This window comes from Streptomyces sp. NPDC047061, assembly GCF_040643955.1.
Classification (GTDB): domain Bacteria; phylum Actinomycetota; class Actinomycetes; order Streptomycetales; family Streptomycetaceae; genus Streptomyces.
In genome coordinates this window covers 140,562-154,843 of record NZ_JBEYVI010000014.1, presented here as the reverse complement: position 1 = coordinate 154,843, position 14,282 = coordinate 140,562, and the positions used below count along the sequence as shown (strand labels likewise).

Genomic DNA, 14,282 nt, shown 5'->3' with positions numbered 1-14,282 from the left:
TGTCAAGGAAAAGCGGGAGTTCGATGCGGTGCGCCACCGGCTGTCCGAACGGAAACGGCAGTTCAGCCGCCCGCCCCGCCGAGCACCAGCACCTGGATCGCCAGTACGGCGGCGCCCCGCGCCCAGTCGTGGAAGTCGGAGACCTTGGTCTCCAGGCCGATCGGGGCGGCGAGCGGGTGCCGGTGGGCGCGGACCGCGTCCCGCACCGCGTCACCGGCCACCTCCATCAGGCCGACCCCCTCCCCGGCCAGCAGGATCTTCTGCGGCATGGCGAAGTTGGCTATCTGCGCGAGCAGCGTGCCCAGCGCCCGGCCGGCCTCGCCGATCACCCGCGCGGCCATCGGGTCGCCCGCGGCGGCCGCGGCGAGGATCTCCTCGTAGGACGCGTCCCGGCCGGTGGCGGCCCGGACCTGGTAGCGGATGCTGGGGATGGTGAGCAGCGACACGGCGCTGCCGCGCTCGCCCTGCGGGGTGAGCGGGCCCTGCGGGTCGATGATCCAGTGCCGCCCGAAGCCGCGGTCCTCCTCGGCGCAGGGCACCCGCTTGCCGCCGAGCACCAGGCCGTAGCCGATGCCGGCGCCGATGGTCAGCACGACGAAGCGGTCGAGTCCGCGGCCGGCGCCGAACCAGGTCTCGGCCTCGACCAGGGCGGCCACGTCGTTCTCCACGACGACGGGCAGCCCGGTGCGCTCCCGGACCAGCCCGGCCAGCGGGACGTCACGCCAGCACAGGTAGGGCGACTCGCCGACGACGGCGTACTCGCGCACGAACCCGCCGACGCCTATGCCGATGCCTGCGACCGCGGGGTGACGGGCGGCGAGCTCGGCGGTCATGGCGGCCAGCAGGTCGGCGACGTACTTCGGGTCGTGGCTGGTGAGCGGCCGGTCGAGGCGGGCGACGATGTCGCTCCTGAGGCTGGTGACGACGCCGTAGACCATCTCGTCGGTGATCTTGAAGCCGAGGAAGGACCGGGACTCCGCGACCACGTCGAGCGGCTGCGAGGGACGGCCCTGGCGCGACTCCCCCGGAGCACCCGCCCAGGAGGCCTCGACGAGCAGGCCGGACTCGATGAGCGGCTTGGTGAGGCGGGTGAGGCTGCCCTGGGAGAGGTTCAGCCGACGGGCCAGCTCGGTGCGCGACAGGGGGCCGTGGACGAGCACCTCGATCGCGACGGAGCGCTCGCCCGAGCTCAGCGGCAGCCAGTTGGCGGGAGGGGTCATGGGGGGTCTCTCGATGGTTTTCTTCTACGATGGAAGCAAGGGAGCCAACACTATGCCCGTCCCTGCGCCCCAGGAAGACCTGTGTGCGCCCCTTGACGCCAGAATTCTTTCATGGCGAAAGTAAGGGAGCCCCAAGGGGAGCCCAACGTGAGACCCAACCAGTGAAGGGCACGCACCAATGACGTTCTCGCTCGGCATCGTCGGCGCCGGTCAGTTCTCCGGCCAGTTCGCGACGCTGTTCCAGGCCCATCCCGGCGTCGGCGACGTGTACGTCACCGATCTGCTGCCCGAGCGGGCGGAGAAACTCGCCGCCGCCCAGGGTCTGGCGGGCACCTTCCCGTCGTACGAGGCCATGCTGGAGTCCGATGTCGACGCGGTCGCGATCTTCACCCAGCGCTGGACGCACGGCCCGCTGGTCCTGCGGGGCCTGAACGCCGGCAAGCACGTGTACTCCGCGGTCCCCATGGCGATCACGACCGAGGAGATCGCCGCGATCATCGACACGGTCAAGGCGACCGGCCTGACCTACATGATGGGCGAGACCAGCCAGTACAACCCGGCGACCGTGCACGCCCGCAACCAGATCGCCGAGGGCGCCTTCGGGCGGCTCTTCTACGCCGAGGGCGACTACGTCCACGACATGGACCTCGGCTTCTACGACGCCTACCGCTACAGCGGCGGCGAGAACTGGAAGGAGACCGCCAGCTATCCCCCGCTGCTCTACCCGACGCACGCGGTGGGCGGGGTGCTCGGCGCCTGGCAGACGCACGCGGTGAGCGTGTCGGCGATCGGCGTGGTCGACGACCGCGGCGACGGCGTCTTCGACAAGGACGTCAGCCAGTTCGGCAACGACGTGTCCAACGCGACCGCGCTCTTCGAGGTGGCGGGCGGCGGTTCGTTCCGCACCAACGAGTTCCGGCGGGTGGGCTACCCGTCCCACATCCGTGAGTCCCGCTTCCGGTTCTTCGGCACGGAGGCGAGCATGGAGCAGCTGGCGACGGTGGCGCTGTGGCAGGACAAGAAGGGCGTGCAGGACATCAGCGAGCTGCTGGAGCCCAAGCCCACCATGTCCCCCGACGACCCCTCGCTCCAGCACATCGCGCCGGAGCTGCGGGCGGCCTTCACCTCCGGGTCGGCGCCGGTGCACGACCGGGCGCGGCTGCCCCGGGAGTTCGACGCGCTGCACAACGGCCACGAGGGCAGCCACCACTTCCTGGTGGACGACTTCGTGACCGCCGTCAACACGCGCACCCTGCCGTCGGTCAACGCCTGGGTCGCGGCCCGCTACACCCTGCCGGGCATCATCGCGCACGAGTCGGCGCGGCAGGGTGGGGCCAGGCTGGAGATCCCGGACTTCGGGGACGCCCCGGAGAGCTGAGCCGAAACCGCCGGCCGCAGCCGTCGGCCGGGGCCGGGCCGGGTGCCGTCAGGTGCCCGGCTTGCGGCCGTACACGAAGACGTCGTCGCCGGTCTTCAGCAGCGACCAGTACTTCTTGGCGGTGGCGGGGGTCATGTTGACGCAGCCGTGCGAGCCCGGCGGGTTCCACATGCTGAGGTTCACCGAGTGGAAGGCCTGGCCGCCGTCGAAGAACTGGCTGTAGGGCATCGGCACGTTGTAGACGGACGAGACGTGGTCGATGTCACGCCAGTAGATCTTCTTCAGGCCGGTCCGGGTCTCGAACCCGTCGCGGCCGGTACGGACCGGGACCGGGCCGTAGACCAGCTTGTTGCCGTCCTGGATCCAGCTCAGCTGGAGCGTGAGGTTGACGCAGGCGATGCGCCCCTTGTTCGTCGGGCACTTGCCGTCCTTGTTGGGGTTGTTCCCGACGGCCTTCTGCTTGTTCATCAGGTCCATCACGCCCCAGGTGACGGGACCCGCGTACCCGACGGCGGGCGTGATGCCGTGCTTGTTCTGGAACGCCTGGATCGCCTTGCAGTCGGCGGTGGACTGCTTGCCGTCGACCGGCCGCCCGAGGAACTTCTCCACCTGCTTCTGGTACGGCCCGGCCTGCGTGGTGCAGCTCGCCGCCTGCGCCGGAGCGGAGGTGAGGGCGAGTGTGAGCGGCGCCACGAGCCCGGTGACACCGAGCACGACGGCACTTCGTCTACGTATGTCCCCCATATGACGTATGTCTCCTTTTCCTGTCCCGTGGTCTCGTCGTACTGGACCGACCGAGGCACGGCATTGGTTGTAGCCCTGGTCAGGCTGTGACGAAACGGTTAACTTCGCCGCCGCGGCCGCCGCTGCCGGCACCGGTCCACTTACCCGGAAGTGGACCGCGCCACATCGTCGTGGCCGACCTAGTCTGCGGTTCATGCATCCCGCACTCGCCGACGATCTCGCGCGGCTTCCCGAACTTCTCCAGTCCGCCCGCGACGAGGCCGCCCGTGCGGCGGCCGGGTCGGCCGAGCGGCCGGTGGCCGCGCTCGGGCCCGCACCCGCTCGGGCACCGCTGCCCGAGCAGGGGGAGGGCGGGGCCGGCGCGCTGGCCCGGTTCACCGAGCGCTGGGCGCCGGGAATGTCCGCCTCGGCCGGGCCACGCTACCTCGGTTTCGTCACCGGCGGTGTGACGCCCGCCTCCCTCACCGGCGACTGGCTGACCTCGGCCTACGACCAGAACCTGTCCGGCGACGTCGGTTCCTGGGGTGCCGCCCTGGAGCGCGAGACCGTGGGATGGCTGGCCGAGCTGTTCGGACTCGGCGCGGCACACAGCGGGGCCTTTGTGACCGGGGCCACGATGTCGAACACGGTCGGCCTGGCGATCGCCCGGGAGTGGCTCGGCGAGCGGCTCGGGGTGGACGTCTCGCGGGCGGGAGCCGCCGCGCTGGGCCCGGTCGACGTGCTCTCCGGCAGCCCGCACTCCAGCGTGGGCAAGGCGCTGTCGATGCTCGGGATCGGGCGGGACCGGCTGCGCCCGGTGCCGTTGCTGCCCGGCAACCGGGAGGCGGTGGACGTGACCGCGCTGGACGCGGCGCTGGCCGGGCTGGACGGGCGGCCCGCGATCGTCGTCGCCAACGCCGGGACGGTCAACACCGTCGACTTCGACGACCTGCGGGCGATCGCCGCCCTGAAGGAGCGGTACGACTTCTGGCTGCACGTGGACGCCGCGTTCGGCGCCTTCGCCGCCCTCTCCCCCGTCCACGCCCCGCTCGTCGCCGGTCTCGACGCGGCCGACTCGGTCTGTGTGGACCTGCACAAGTGGCTCAACGTCCCCTACGACGCGGCCGTCCAGTTCACCCGCCGCCGCGACCTCCAGGTGGCCGTCTTCCAGAACGAGTCCCCGTACCTGGGCCCGCCCGCCGGCACCCCGGACTTCCTGCACCTCACCCCGGAGAACTCCCGCCGGATGCGGGCGCTGCCCGCCTGGTTCGCGCTGACCGCGTACGGCCGGGACGGGCACCGCGAGATCGTCGAGCGCAACGTCGCCGAGGCCCGCCGCCTCGGCTCCGGCATCGAGGAGTCGCCCGCCCTGCACCTGCTCGCCCCGGTCCGGCTCAACGTGGTCTGCTTCACCCTCGCCGAGCAGCCCACGCAGGAGCGGGTGGCCGCCCTGGCCCGGGCGGTCGCCGCGTCCGGGGAGGCGTTCCTGACGCCGACGGTGTACGGCGGGGTCCCGGCGCTGCGGGCGGCGTTCAGCAACTGGCGGACCACCGGGGACGACACCCGGCGGGTGCTCGCCGTGCTCGCGGCCGCCTCAGCGGCTCTCTGAGCCGCGCCGGGCCTCCCGGTGCGGGCGCAGTGCCGCGTGGAAACCGCTGTTGACGGCGGTGAGTCCGCCGTCGACGCGGAGGGTGGTGCCGGTGATCCAGGCGGCGTCGCGGGAGGCGAGGAAGGCGACGGCCGCGGCGACGTCCTCCGGTTCGCCGACCCGGCCGAGCGGGTACAGCGGCCGGAGGGCGGCGAGTTCGTCCTCCCGGTCCGCCCAGGCCGAAGTGCGGACCGTGCCGGGCTCCACCAGGTTGACCCGCACCCCGCGCGCGGCCGCGTGCCCGGCGAGGGTGCGGGTCAGCGAGACGAGTCCGGCCTTGGCGGCGCTGTAGGCGTGGTTGCCGAAGTCGGCCCCGGCGTTGACGGAGCCGATGCTCACGATCGCGCCCCGGCCGGAGGCGGCCAGGTGCGGAAGGGCTGCGCGGCAGCAGCGGTGGGCGCCGGTGAGCGTGATGTCGAGGTCCAACTCCCAGCCGTCGTCCGGCTGGTCCTCGAAGAGGGGGAGGTCCGGGGTGCAGTGCGCGGCGCAGTTCACCAGGACGTCGAGCCCGCCGAAGGCACCGACGGCGTGCTCGACGGCGGCCTCCACGGCGTCCCGGTCGGCAACGTCGCAGGCGAACGCCTGCACCGCCAGCCCCTGTTCACGCAGCGCGGCCGCCGTCCGCTCCGCCTCGGGGAGGTCCCGGTCGGCCGCCAGCACCCGTGCGCCCTCCTCGGCGAGCCGGCGGGCGACGGCCGCGCCGATGCCGCGGGCCGCGCCCGTGACGAGAACTCCGTGTCCGGCAAAGCGATCGGGTCCGGTCATGACGACGACCGTACGGGCCGCACGATCAACAGGACAGATAGCGTGCGCACATGTCCTCGTTCTTGCAGCAACTCCCCGCCCTCATGGGCGTCGTGATCGGTGCGCTCGGCTCGTATCTCGCGGTGGTGCGCGGTGACCGGGCGCGGTTCCGGCGGGAGCAGGAGGCGCGCTGGGAGGAGCGGCGGCTGACGGTGTACAGCGAGTACGCGCGGGCGCTGAAGAAGTCGGTGAACCTCACCTACCGCGTCGCCGCCCATCTCGGCAACGACCCGCATCCGCACCCGATCTCCCCGGCCGAGGCCGAGCCGCAGCTGGCGGCGGCCACCGACGGACGTGACCCGGCCGGGGAGGCGCTGATCATGCTGGGCAGCCGGGAGGTGGTGGAGCAGGCCCGGGAGTGGGTGACCACGGTGATGGACATGGAGCGGTTCATGCGCGCCGGGACGGTCGACCCGGGCGCCTGGCAGGACCTGCTGGCACGGCAGCGGGCCTGCCGGGAGCGCTACTACACCGCCGTACGCCACGATCTCGCGCTGCCGCCGGGGCACCCGGCGCTCTGGTCGACCCGGCCGGTGTCCGACGGCTGAGGGGCGTGCCGGTTCCGCGGAAGCCGCGGGCGGGCCTTCCGCGGAAGCCGACATCACACGTGGGTCAGTGGCCCCGGGCGATCCACTCCGCCAGGTGGGGTGCCTCGGCGCCGATGGTGGTCGGGTCGCCGTGGCCGGTGAGGACCTTCGTCTCGGGCGGGAGGGTGAGCAGCTTGTCCCGGATGGAGTCGATGATCGTCGGGAAGTGCGAGTAGGACCGGCCGGTCGCGCCGGGGCCGCCCTGGAAGAGGGTGTCGCCGGTGAAGACGACCCCCAGGCCGGGGTCGTGCAGGCAGACGGCGCCGGGCGCGTGGCCGGGCGTGTGCAGCACGGTGAGGTCGGCGCCCGCGGCCTCGATGACCAGCCCGTCGGACAGGTGGTTGTCGGGGTCGCGGTCGGGGTGGGTGAGCTTCCACAGCGGCAGGTCGTCGGGGTGCAGCCAGATCTTGGCGCCGGTGAGGTCCGCCAGAGCGGGCGCGGCGTCGATGTGGTCGTTGTGGGCGTGGGTGCAGACGATCGCCTTCAGGACACGGTCGTCGACCGCCGCGGCGATGGCCTCGGCGTCGTGCGCGGCGTCGATGACGATCACCTCGCGTTCGTCACCGACGATCCAGACGTTGTTCTCGACGTCCCAGGTGCCGCCGTCGAGGGTGAACTGCCCGGAGGTGACGAGGCGTTCGATGCGCGTGGTCATCAGAGCACCACCACCGAACGCAGCACGTCGCCGCCGTGCATCCGCTCGAAGGCCTTCTCCACCTCGTCGAGCTGGATGGTCTCGGTGACGAAGGCGTCCAGCGGCAGCCGCCCCTGCAGGTGCAGGTCGATCAGCATGGGGAAGTCCCGGGAGGGCAGACAGTCGCCGTACCAGCTGGACTTGAGCGCGCCGCCGCGGCCGAAGACGTCGAGCAGCGGGAGTTCGAGCTTCATCTCGGGGGTGGGCACGCCGACCAGGACGACGGTGCCGGCGAGGTCGCGGGCGTAGAAGGCCTGCTGGTAGGTCTCCGGGCGGCCGACCGCCTCGATGACGACGTCGGCGCCGAAGCCGCCGGTCAGTTCGCGGATGGCCTCGACGGGGTCGCTCTCGCGCGAGTTGATGCTGTGGGTGGCGCCCAGGGCGCGGGCCTTCTCCAGCTTCCGGTCGTCGATGTCGACGGCGATGATCTTCGCGGCGCCCGCGAGGCGGGACCCGGCGATCGCCGCGTCGCCGACACCGCCGCAGCCGATCACGGCGACCGAGTCGCCCCGGCCGACGTTGCCGGTGTTGATGGCGGCGCCGATGCCCGCCATCACCCCGCAGCCGAGCAGCCCGGCGACCGCCGGGGAGACGGCCGGGTCGACCTTGGTGCACTGCCCGGCGGCGACCAGGGTCTTGTCGGCGAAGGCGCCGATGCCGAGCGCCGGGGAGAGCTCCTGCCCGGTCGAGGCGAGGGTCATCCTCTGCTTCGCGTTGTGCGTGTTGAAGCAGTACCAGGGCCGGCCGCGCAGACAGGCCCGGCAGTTCCCGCACACCGCACGCCAGTTGAGGATCACGAAGTCACCGGGCGCGACGTCCGTGACGCCCTCGCCGACCGACTCCACCACCCCGGCGGCCTCGTGGCCGAGCAGGAAGGGGAACTCGTCGTTGATCCCGCCCTGTTTGTAGTGCAGGTCGGTGTGACAGACCCCGCAGGCCTGCACCTGTACGACGGCTTCGCCCGGCCCCGGGTCCGGCACCACGATCGTCTCGACCCGCACGGGCTCGTCCTTGCCCGGTGCGATCACGCCGCGTACTTCCTGCGCCATGGACCTGCCCTTTCGTCGCTCTGCTGACGTGCTGCCTCCGACCCTACGCGGGAACGATCAGCGTCGGCACGCATCGCTCGTCGCGGATCTTCCGGTACGGCCGCCGTCCGTGTTGTCCACCGCCTCCCCCACATACCCCCGGGGGTACCTCTGCTACGATGGCACATATACCCCCGGGGGTAATTTCCGGGGAACGAGGAGAGGAGTGTGCCGCCATGTCCTTCGTCGACACCATCGAGGTGCCCGGACTGGGCAACCGCGGCTATCTGGCGGGCGGGGCGCACGGCGCCGTCGCGGTCGATCCGCCCCGGGACGTGGACCGGGTGCTGGCGGCCGTCGCCCGGCGCGGGGTGCGGCTCACGCAGGTCGTGGAGACGCATGTGCACAACGACTACGTCTCCGGCGGCCTCGAACTGGCCCGGCTGACCGGCGCCGCGTACGTCGTGCCGGCCGGGGCACGGGTGGCGTACGAGAGGGTGCCGGTGGCCGACGGGGACGTGCTGGAGATCGAGGCGGGCCTCGCGCTGCGCGCGCTGGCCACCCCCGGGCACACCCCGCACCACACGTCGTACGTCCTGGAGGAGACCGGGCGCGCGGTGGCCGTCTTCACCGGCGGCTCGCTGCTGATCGGCACGGTCGGCAGGCCCGACCTGGTGGAGCCCCGGCTCACCGGCGAGCTGGCCCGGGCGCAGCACGCCTCGGCGCACCGGCTGGCCGCCGAGCTGCCGGACGGGACGGCGGTGCTGCCGACCCACGGCTTCGGCAGCTTCTGCTCGGCCGGGGACGCCTCCGGCTCCGCCACCACCATCGGCCGGGAGCGCGCGGTGAACGAGGCGCTGGTCAAGGACGTCGACACGTTCGTCGACGAGCTGCTGGCCGGGCTCGACGACGTCCCGGCGTACTACGCCCACATGGGCCCGCTGAACTCCGGGGGCCCGGCCCCCGTCGACCTCACGCCGCCGCGCCGGGCGGACGCGGCACAGATCGCGGCGCGGCTGGCCGCCGGGGAGTGGGTGGTGGACCTGCGCAACCGGGTGGCGTTCGCCGAGGGCCATGTCCCGGGCGCGCTGAACTTCGAGGCCGACGGACAGCTCGCCACCTATCTGGCCTGGCTGCTGCCCTGGGGCAGGCCGGTCACGCTGCTCGCCGAGTCGGCCGCGCAGCTCGCCGCCGCCCAGCGGGAACTGACCCGCGTCGGCATCGACCGCCCGGCCGCGGCCGCCACCGGCACCCCAGGGGCCTGGCTGCGTCCGGGCGAACGGCCCCGTTCCTTCCCGCGGGCCACGTTCGCGGAGCTGGCGGGGCACGGGACGCGCGACGTCGTCGTCCTGGACGTGCGCCGGAACACGGAACGGGCCGGCGGCCACATCCGGGGCTCCCTCCACATACCCCTGCACCAGCTGCGGGAGCGGCTCGGCGAGATACCCGGCGGCACGGTGTGGGTGCACTGTGCGGGCGGGATGCGGGCGGCCGTCGCCGCCTCGCTCCTCGACGCGGCCGGGCGTTCGGTGGTCGCCGTCGACGACGGGTTCGCGGCGGCGCGCGCGGCCGGACTGCCGATGGCCCGGCTCACACCGGCCGAGGCGCGGGAGCGCACGAGCGCGGACGCAGTGGTGCGCACGGACGCGGACACGGTGGTGCACACGGACGCGGACGCAATGGTGCGCACCGACGCGCACGCCGTGCTGCTGGACGTCCGCGAGGCCGGCGAATGGGTGGCCGGACACGCGCCGGGAGCCGTGCACGCCCCGCTGTCCGGGCTGTCGGCCGGGGCTCCGCTGCCACCGGCCGCCGCGGACCGCCCGCTCGTCGTGATCTGCCGCTCGGGGCGGCGGTCGCGGGAGGCGGTGGCGCTGCTGACGGCCCGCGGACTGGACGCCGTGGACGTCGAGGGCGGGATGACCGCCTGGCGCGCGGCGGGCCTCGCGGTCGGCGCCGAGGGCACCCCCGAATGAGCGCGCTCCTGCTCGCTCTCGGCGCCGGGGCGGTCACCGGGCTGGCGCTCGGGGCCCTGGGCGGTGGCGGCAGTGTGCTGGCCGTACCGGCGCTGATCTACCTGCTCGGCTTCACCCCGGCCGCGGCCACCACCGCCAGCCTGGTCGTCGTCACGGTCACCTCGGCCACGGCGCTCGTCGCGCACGCCCGCGAGGGCGCGGTGCGGTGGCGGGCCGGGGCCGTCTTCGCGGCGGCCGGGATCGTGCCGGCGGCAGTGGGCGGCGCGATCTCCCGGCAGTTGCCTTCGGCGCTGCTGACCGGGGCGTTCGCGGTGCTCGCCGCGGTGGCGGCACTGCGGATGCTGCGGCCGTCCACCACCGGGTCCACCACCGGGTCCACCGCGGTGCCGGTAGCGGCCAGGGCGTCCCGGGTGGCCGGGGCGGGCGCCGGTCTCGGCGCGGTGACCGGGGTGCTCGGCGTGGGCGGCGGGTTTCTCGCCGTACCGTCCCTGGTGAACGTCGTCGGGCTGCGGATGCGCGCGGCGATCGGAACCAGCCTGCTGGTCATCACGATCAACTCGCTCACCGCGCTGGCGGCACGCACCGGTTCGGCGGCGGACGTCGACTGGTCGGCCGTGGGCCCGTTCGCCGGGGCCGCGATCCTGGGCGCCTGGGACGGCAGACGACTCGCGGCCCGGCTGTCCGCGGGCACCCTCCAGCGCATCTTCGCCTACGCGCTGCTCGCGGTGGCCGCGTTCATGCTGGCGGACGCGATCGGCTGACGCCCTCGGCGGCAGCGCCCCGAAGGGGCGCGGGGAACTGCGCGACCAGCCACAACGGCGCCGCAGTCAGCAGACGGCATATCGCAGCACTTCCAGAAGATCGCTCAGGCCAGTGACAAGAACAGCTTCTCCAGCCTGGCCTTCATCTGCTCGGTGGTCTCGCCGTCCGCGCCGCCCCGCCCGGGGTCGGCGATGCACTGCTGGAGCCCGGTCGCGATGATCGCGAAGCCCGCACGGTCCAGGGCGCGCGAGGCGGCGGCGAGCTGGGTGACCACGTCCTCGCAGTCACGGCCCTCCTCGATCATCTTGATCACGCCGGAGATCTGCCCCTGCGCCCGGCGCAGCCGGTTCAGCACCGACTTGAGCTCATCACCTTCGAACTGAAGCTCCACGACCACTCCTCACATACCCGTAGGGGTATGGTACCGCGCCGCTCATCACCTCCCGAAAGGATCGCATCCTCGTGTCCACCACACCGTCACACCCGGCACTCGACCCCGCCCACGCCCTCGCCCGGCTCCCCGAACTCACCGTCGTCGACGTCCGCACCCCGGGCGAGTACGCGTCCGGCCATCTCCCCGGCGCCCACAACATCCCGCTGGACAGCCTGGACCGGGCCCTGCCCGCGCTCCGGGCGGCGCACGGCGAGCTCCTCCTCGTCTGCGCCTCCGGCGCCCGCGCCGAGAACGCCCGGGCGGTCCTCGCCGGGCACGGCATCCCGGCGGCCACCCTCACCGGCGGCACCCGCGGCTGGGCCGCGCGCGGTCACGAACTGCACCGGCCGCGCGGCGGGTCCCGGGCGGCCTGGGCCATGGAGCGCCAGGTGCGGTTCACCGCCGGGACGGTCGTCCTCGCCGGACTGGCCCTCGGGCAACTGCACCCGGCCTGGCTGCTGCTGTCGGCGGGGGTCGCGGGCGGCCTGGTGTACTCCGCGCTCACCGACACGTGCGGCATGGCCGCGCTGCTGGCGAAGCTGCCGCACAACCGGCCGCGCGCGACGGACCTCGACGCGACCCTCGCGGCCCTCGCCGCCCCCGGTTCCGCCCGCGGCTGACCGCACGCCGGTACCGGGAGCGGCCGACGTAGCCTGGGGAGCGTCGGAGGGCGCCGCCCACCGCCGGACGAGGAGCACCGTGACCGCCGCCGCAGACGCAGTTCCGACGAGTCAGCCGAAGGAGCCCGTGTTCCGGCTGCTCCTCTCCTATGTACGGCCGCACCGCTGGGCCCTGCTGGCCGGCGCGGTGCTCTCCCTGGTGACGGGCGCGACCGGGCTGCTGCTGCCGCTGGTGGCCCGGGGGTTGATCGACGACCTGTCCCACGACCGTTCCATCACCGCCGAGTTGCTCGCGATGGCCGCTCTGGTGGTCGGCAACGCCGCGCTGGGCGCGCTGGGTTCGTACGTGCTCAGGCGCACCGCCGAGTCGGTGGTGCTCGGGGCGCGGCGCACCCTGTCGTCGTACCTGCTCAGGCTGCGGATCACCGCCGTGGACCGCACCGAACCCGGTGACCTGATGGCGCGGATCACCTCGGACACCACCCTGCTGCGCGAGGTCACCACGGACTCGCTGGTGGCGCTCGGCACCGGCGGACTCACCCTGGTCGCCACCGTGGTGATGATGGGGGTGGTCGATCCCGTGCTCCTTGGCGTCACCCTCGTCGTGATCGCCCTGGCGGGCACGGTGCTGGGCACGATCGTGCCGCGCATCAACCGGGCGAGCCGCCGGGCGCAGGACGCGGTCGGGGTGATGGGAGCCTCGCTGGAGCGGGTGCTGGGCGCGCTGCGCACGGTGAAGGCGTCGGGTGCCGAGCACCGCGAGGAGCTGGCCCTGCACGAGGCGGCGGAGGAGTCCTGGCGGCAGAGCGTGCGGGCCGCCAAGTGGTCGGCGGCCGCCGGGAACACGGCGGGGCTCGCGATGCAGCTGGCGTTCATCACGGTGCTCGCGGTCGGCGGCGCCCGGGTGGCGACCGGTGCGATCGGCGTGGGCACGCTGGTGGCGTTCCTGCTCTACGTCTTCTACCTGATGCAGCCGATCCAGCAGGTCGTCGGGGCGATCACCCAGTACCAGACCGGCGCCGGCGCGCTCGCCCGGATCCAGGAGGCACTGCAGCTGCCCGCCGAACCCGCTTCCCCGCCCGCCGAGTTGCCCGCGGGCGGCGCGGAACCGGCCTCGGTCGCCTTCGCCGACGTGCGCTTCCGCTACGCCGACGACCTGCCGTACGTCCACCACGGTGTCAGCTTCGACGTCCCCGCGCGGGGCATGACGGCGTTCGTCGGGCCGTCCGGCGCCGGCAAGACCACGGTGTTCTCGCTGATCGAGCGGTTCTACGACCCCGAGTCCGGCACGATCGCCGTGGACGGCCGCCCGGTGGCCGACTGGGAACTGCCGCTGCTGCGGTCGGCGATCGGGTACGTCGAGCAGGACGCGCCGGTGCTGTCAGGGTCGTTGAAGGACAACCTGCTGCTCGGCAACCCGGAGGCGGACGAGGACGCGGTCGCGCGGGTGGTGAAGACGACCCGGCTCGACGGCCTGGTCGCCCGGCTGCCACACGGGCTGGAGACGCTGGTCGGGCATCGCGGGACCAAGCTGTCCGGTGGGGAGCGGCAACGGGTCGCGATCGCCCGGGCGTTGCTGCGCCGGCCCCGGCTGCTGCTCCTGGACGAGGCCACCTCGCAGCTGGACGCGGTGAACGAGGCGGCGCTCAGGGACACGGTCGCCGACGTGGCGCGGTCGACCACGGTGCTGGTGGTCGCGCACCGGCTGTCGACGGTGACCATGGCGGACCGGATCGTCGTCATGGACGCGGGCCGGGTCCGTGCGGTGGGCACGCACCGCGAGCTGGTGGCGGCGGACCCGCTGTACGCGGAGCTGGCGGCGACGCAGTTCCTCGCCTCCGAGCACTGACCACGGCAGCCAACCGTAGGTCACGGCGTCCTGGGGCCGGGGGCCGGGTACGGCGGAGGGCCGCCCCGGTTCCGGGACGGCCCTCGCGGTGCGGCCAAGGGGGTCAGGACTGGACGGCCGGCACCAGTCCCATGACGGGCGCGGCCAGGTCGGTGACCTGGTGCAGTTCGCCCAGCCGCTGGACTCCGTTCAGGCCCTGCAGCTGGTCCGAGACCTTCGGGATCTCGTCCTTGTACGGCGCCGGGATGTCACTGCGGGCGAGCGAGTCGAGCACGCCGAGCGCGGTGAGCTTCCCGGGGTGCTGCGCGCTCGCGTCGGCCGCGTTCGCCAGCGGCGCGGCGAGGCCGGTGACCCCGACGGCAAGGCCGACGGCGGCGACGATACGTCGTGTTGAGATCATGTCCTCAGCAACGGCCCCGGCACCGGGCCGGACACGGGCAGCCGCTCCCCCTCACCCGTCAGGCGGAGTGCGCGGCCTGCGCTTGCCGAGCCCGGCGGGGCGGAGGACGCTCGATGTGAGGGGCTCGCGCGGCCTGCTCCGCATCGGGTCGCGGGCTCCC

14 protein-coding genes and 1 pseudogene are annotated in these 14,282 nt (G+C 73.3%); 8 read left to right on the top strand and 7 right to left on the bottom strand.

Going from position 1 to position 14,282, the window contains the following annotated elements; genetic code table 11:
• Positions 1-62: 62 nt before the first annotated feature.
• Complete coding sequence (locus ABZ887_RS21805; protein WP_361291841.1) at positions 63-1,220, bottom strand: ROK family transcriptional regulator; 1,158 nt, start codon at positions 1,218-1,220, stop codon at positions 63-65.
• 178 nt (positions 1,221-1,398) lie between these two features.
• Here ABZ887_RS21805 and ABZ887_RS21800 point away from each other — a divergent pair, with 178 nt between their 5' ends.
• Complete coding sequence (locus tag ABZ887_RS21800) at positions 1,399-2,598, top strand: Gfo/Idh/MocA family oxidoreductase (RefSeq protein WP_361291839.1); 1,200 nt, start codon at positions 1,399-1,401, stop codon at positions 2,596-2,598.
• Positions 2,599-2,646: 48 nt separating this feature from the next.
• Here the strand turns inward: ABZ887_RS21800 and ABZ887_RS21795 are convergent, their stop codons facing one another.
• The gene (locus ABZ887_RS21795) at positions 2,647-3,342 is read right to left on the bottom strand and encodes a L,D-transpeptidase (protein WP_361291837.1); all 696 of its coding nucleotides are present in this window, start codon (positions 3,340-3,342) and stop codon (positions 2,647-2,649) included.
• A gap of 193 nt (positions 3,343-3,535) precedes the next feature.
• Between ABZ887_RS21795 and ABZ887_RS21790 the strand changes: the two genes are divergently transcribed.
• The gene (locus tag ABZ887_RS21790) at positions 3,536-4,930 is read left to right on the top strand and encodes a pyridoxal-dependent decarboxylase (protein WP_361291835.1); all 1,395 of its coding nucleotides are present in this window, start codon (positions 3,536-3,538) and stop codon (positions 4,928-4,930) included.
• Here ABZ887_RS21790 and ABZ887_RS21785 read toward each other — a convergent pair.
• Complete coding sequence (locus ABZ887_RS21785; RefSeq protein ID WP_361291833.1) at positions 4,916-5,734, bottom strand: SDR family NAD(P)-dependent oxidoreductase; 819 nt, start codon at positions 5,732-5,734, stop codon at positions 4,916-4,918. The genes ABZ887_RS21790 and ABZ887_RS21785 overlap by 15 nt on opposite strands.
• A 50-nt stretch (positions 5,735-5,784) precedes the next feature.
• Here ABZ887_RS21785 and ABZ887_RS21780 point away from each other — a divergent pair, with 50 nt between their 5' ends.
• The gene (locus tag ABZ887_RS21780; protein WP_361291831.1) at positions 5,785-6,321 is read left to right on the top strand and encodes a hypothetical protein; all 537 of its coding nucleotides are present in this window, start codon (positions 5,785-5,787) and stop codon (positions 6,319-6,321) included.
• Between the two features lie 64 nt (positions 6,322-6,385).
• On the opposite strand, the gene ABZ887_RS21775 is transcribed toward ABZ887_RS21780, so the two are convergent.
• On the bottom strand, positions 6,386-7,015 hold the full coding sequence (locus ABZ887_RS21775; RefSeq protein ID WP_361291829.1) for an MBL fold metallo-hydrolase: 630 nt from the start codon (positions 7,013-7,015) through the stop codon (positions 6,386-6,388).
• Positions 7,015-8,103, bottom strand: a complete 1,089-nt coding sequence (locus ABZ887_RS21770; RefSeq protein WP_361291827.1) for an S-(hydroxymethyl)mycothiol dehydrogenase — start codon at positions 8,101-8,103, stop codon at positions 7,015-7,017. Before ABZ887_RS21770 ends, ABZ887_RS21775 begins: the two co-directional genes overlap by 1 nt.
• A gap of 215 nt (positions 8,104-8,318) precedes the next feature.
• Here ABZ887_RS21770 and ABZ887_RS21765 point away from each other — a divergent pair.
• From ABZ887_RS21765 to ABZ887_RS21755, 3 genes and pseudogenes are all read left to right on the top strand, one after another.
• Positions 8,319-9,665, top strand: a pseudogene (locus ABZ887_RS21765) (MBL fold metallo-hydrolase); the annotation flags it as partial.
• Positions 9,663-10,058: a rhodanese-like domain-containing protein gene (locus ABZ887_RS21760; protein WP_361291951.1), complete on the top strand. Its 396-nt coding sequence runs from the start codon at positions 9,663-9,665 to the stop codon at positions 10,056-10,058. The pseudogene ABZ887_RS21765 and the gene ABZ887_RS21760, both read left to right, overlap by 3 nt.
• On the top strand, positions 10,055-10,819 hold the full coding sequence (locus ABZ887_RS21755) for a sulfite exporter TauE/SafE family protein (protein ID WP_361291825.1): 765 nt from the start codon (positions 10,055-10,057) through the stop codon (positions 10,817-10,819). The genes ABZ887_RS21760 and ABZ887_RS21755 overlap by 4 nt, the downstream gene beginning before the upstream one ends.
• A 104-nt stretch (positions 10,820-10,923) precedes the next feature.
• Here ABZ887_RS21755 and ABZ887_RS21750 read toward each other — a convergent pair whose 3' ends face one another.
• A complete protein-coding gene (locus ABZ887_RS21750; protein ID WP_361291823.1) occupies positions 10,924-11,211 on the bottom strand; it encodes a metal-sensitive transcriptional regulator in 288 nt (95 codons plus the stop codon).
• A 71-nt stretch (positions 11,212-11,282) separates the two neighbouring features.
• Here ABZ887_RS21750 and ABZ887_RS21745 point away from each other — a divergent pair, with 71 nt between their 5' ends.
• Together ABZ887_RS21745 and ABZ887_RS21740 are read left to right on the top strand one after the other, a co-directional pair.
• Positions 11,283-11,873: a rhodanese-like domain-containing protein gene (locus ABZ887_RS21745; RefSeq protein WP_361291821.1), complete on the top strand. Its 591-nt coding sequence runs from the start codon at positions 11,283-11,285 to the stop codon at positions 11,871-11,873.
• Between the two features lie 79 nt (positions 11,874-11,952).
• Complete coding sequence (locus tag ABZ887_RS21740; protein ID WP_361291819.1) at positions 11,953-13,722, top strand: ABC transporter ATP-binding protein; 1,770 nt, start codon at positions 11,953-11,955, stop codon at positions 13,720-13,722.
• A gap of 103 nt (positions 13,723-13,825) precedes the next feature.
• Here the strand turns inward: ABZ887_RS21740 and ABZ887_RS21735 are convergent, their stop codons facing one another.
• A complete protein-coding gene (locus ABZ887_RS21735; protein WP_361291817.1) occupies positions 13,826-14,122 on the bottom strand; it encodes a hypothetical protein in 297 nt (98 codons plus the stop codon).
• Positions 14,123-14,282 lie beyond the last annotated feature (160 nt).

Coding starts and splice junctions, on each gene's coding strand:
- ABZ887_RS21780 (WP_361291831.1), top strand. CDS start 5,785: ATGTCCTCGTTCTTGCAGCAACTCCCCGCCCTCATGGGCGTCGTGATC.
- ABZ887_RS21790 (WP_361291835.1), top strand. CDS start 3,536: ATGCATCCCGCACTCGCCGACGATCTCGCGCGGCTTCCCGAACTTCTC.
- ABZ887_RS21755 (WP_361291825.1), top strand. CDS start 10,055: ATGAGCGCGCTCCTGCTCGCTCTCGGCGCCGGGGCGGTCACCGGGCTG.
- ABZ887_RS21760 (WP_361291951.1), top strand. CDS start 9,663: ATGGCCCGGCTCACACCGGCCGAGGCGCGGGAGCGCACGAGCGCGGAC.
- ABZ887_RS21805 (WP_361291841.1), bottom strand. CDS start 1,220: ATGACCCCTCCCGCCAACTGGCTGCCGCTGAGCTCGGGCGAGCGCTCC.
- ABZ887_RS21775 (WP_361291829.1), bottom strand. CDS start 7,015: ATGACCACGCGCATCGAACGCCTCGTCACCTCCGGGCAGTTCACCCTC.
- ABZ887_RS21770 (WP_361291827.1), bottom strand. CDS start 8,103: ATGGCGCAGGAAGTACGCGGCGTGATCGCACCGGGCAAGGACGAGCCC.
- ABZ887_RS21735 (WP_361291817.1), bottom strand. CDS start 14,122: ATGATCTCAACACGACGTATCGTCGCCGCCGTCGGCCTTGCCGTCGGG.
- ABZ887_RS21785 (WP_361291833.1), bottom strand. CDS start 5,734: ATGACCGGACCCGATCGCTTTGCCGGACACGGAGTTCTCGTCACGGGC.
- ABZ887_RS21800 (WP_361291839.1), top strand. CDS start 1,399: ATGACGTTCTCGCTCGGCATCGTCGGCGCCGGTCAGTTCTCCGGCCAG.
- ABZ887_RS21795 (WP_361291837.1), bottom strand. CDS start 3,342: ATGGGGGACATACGTAGACGAAGTGCCGTCGTGCTCGGTGTCACCGGG.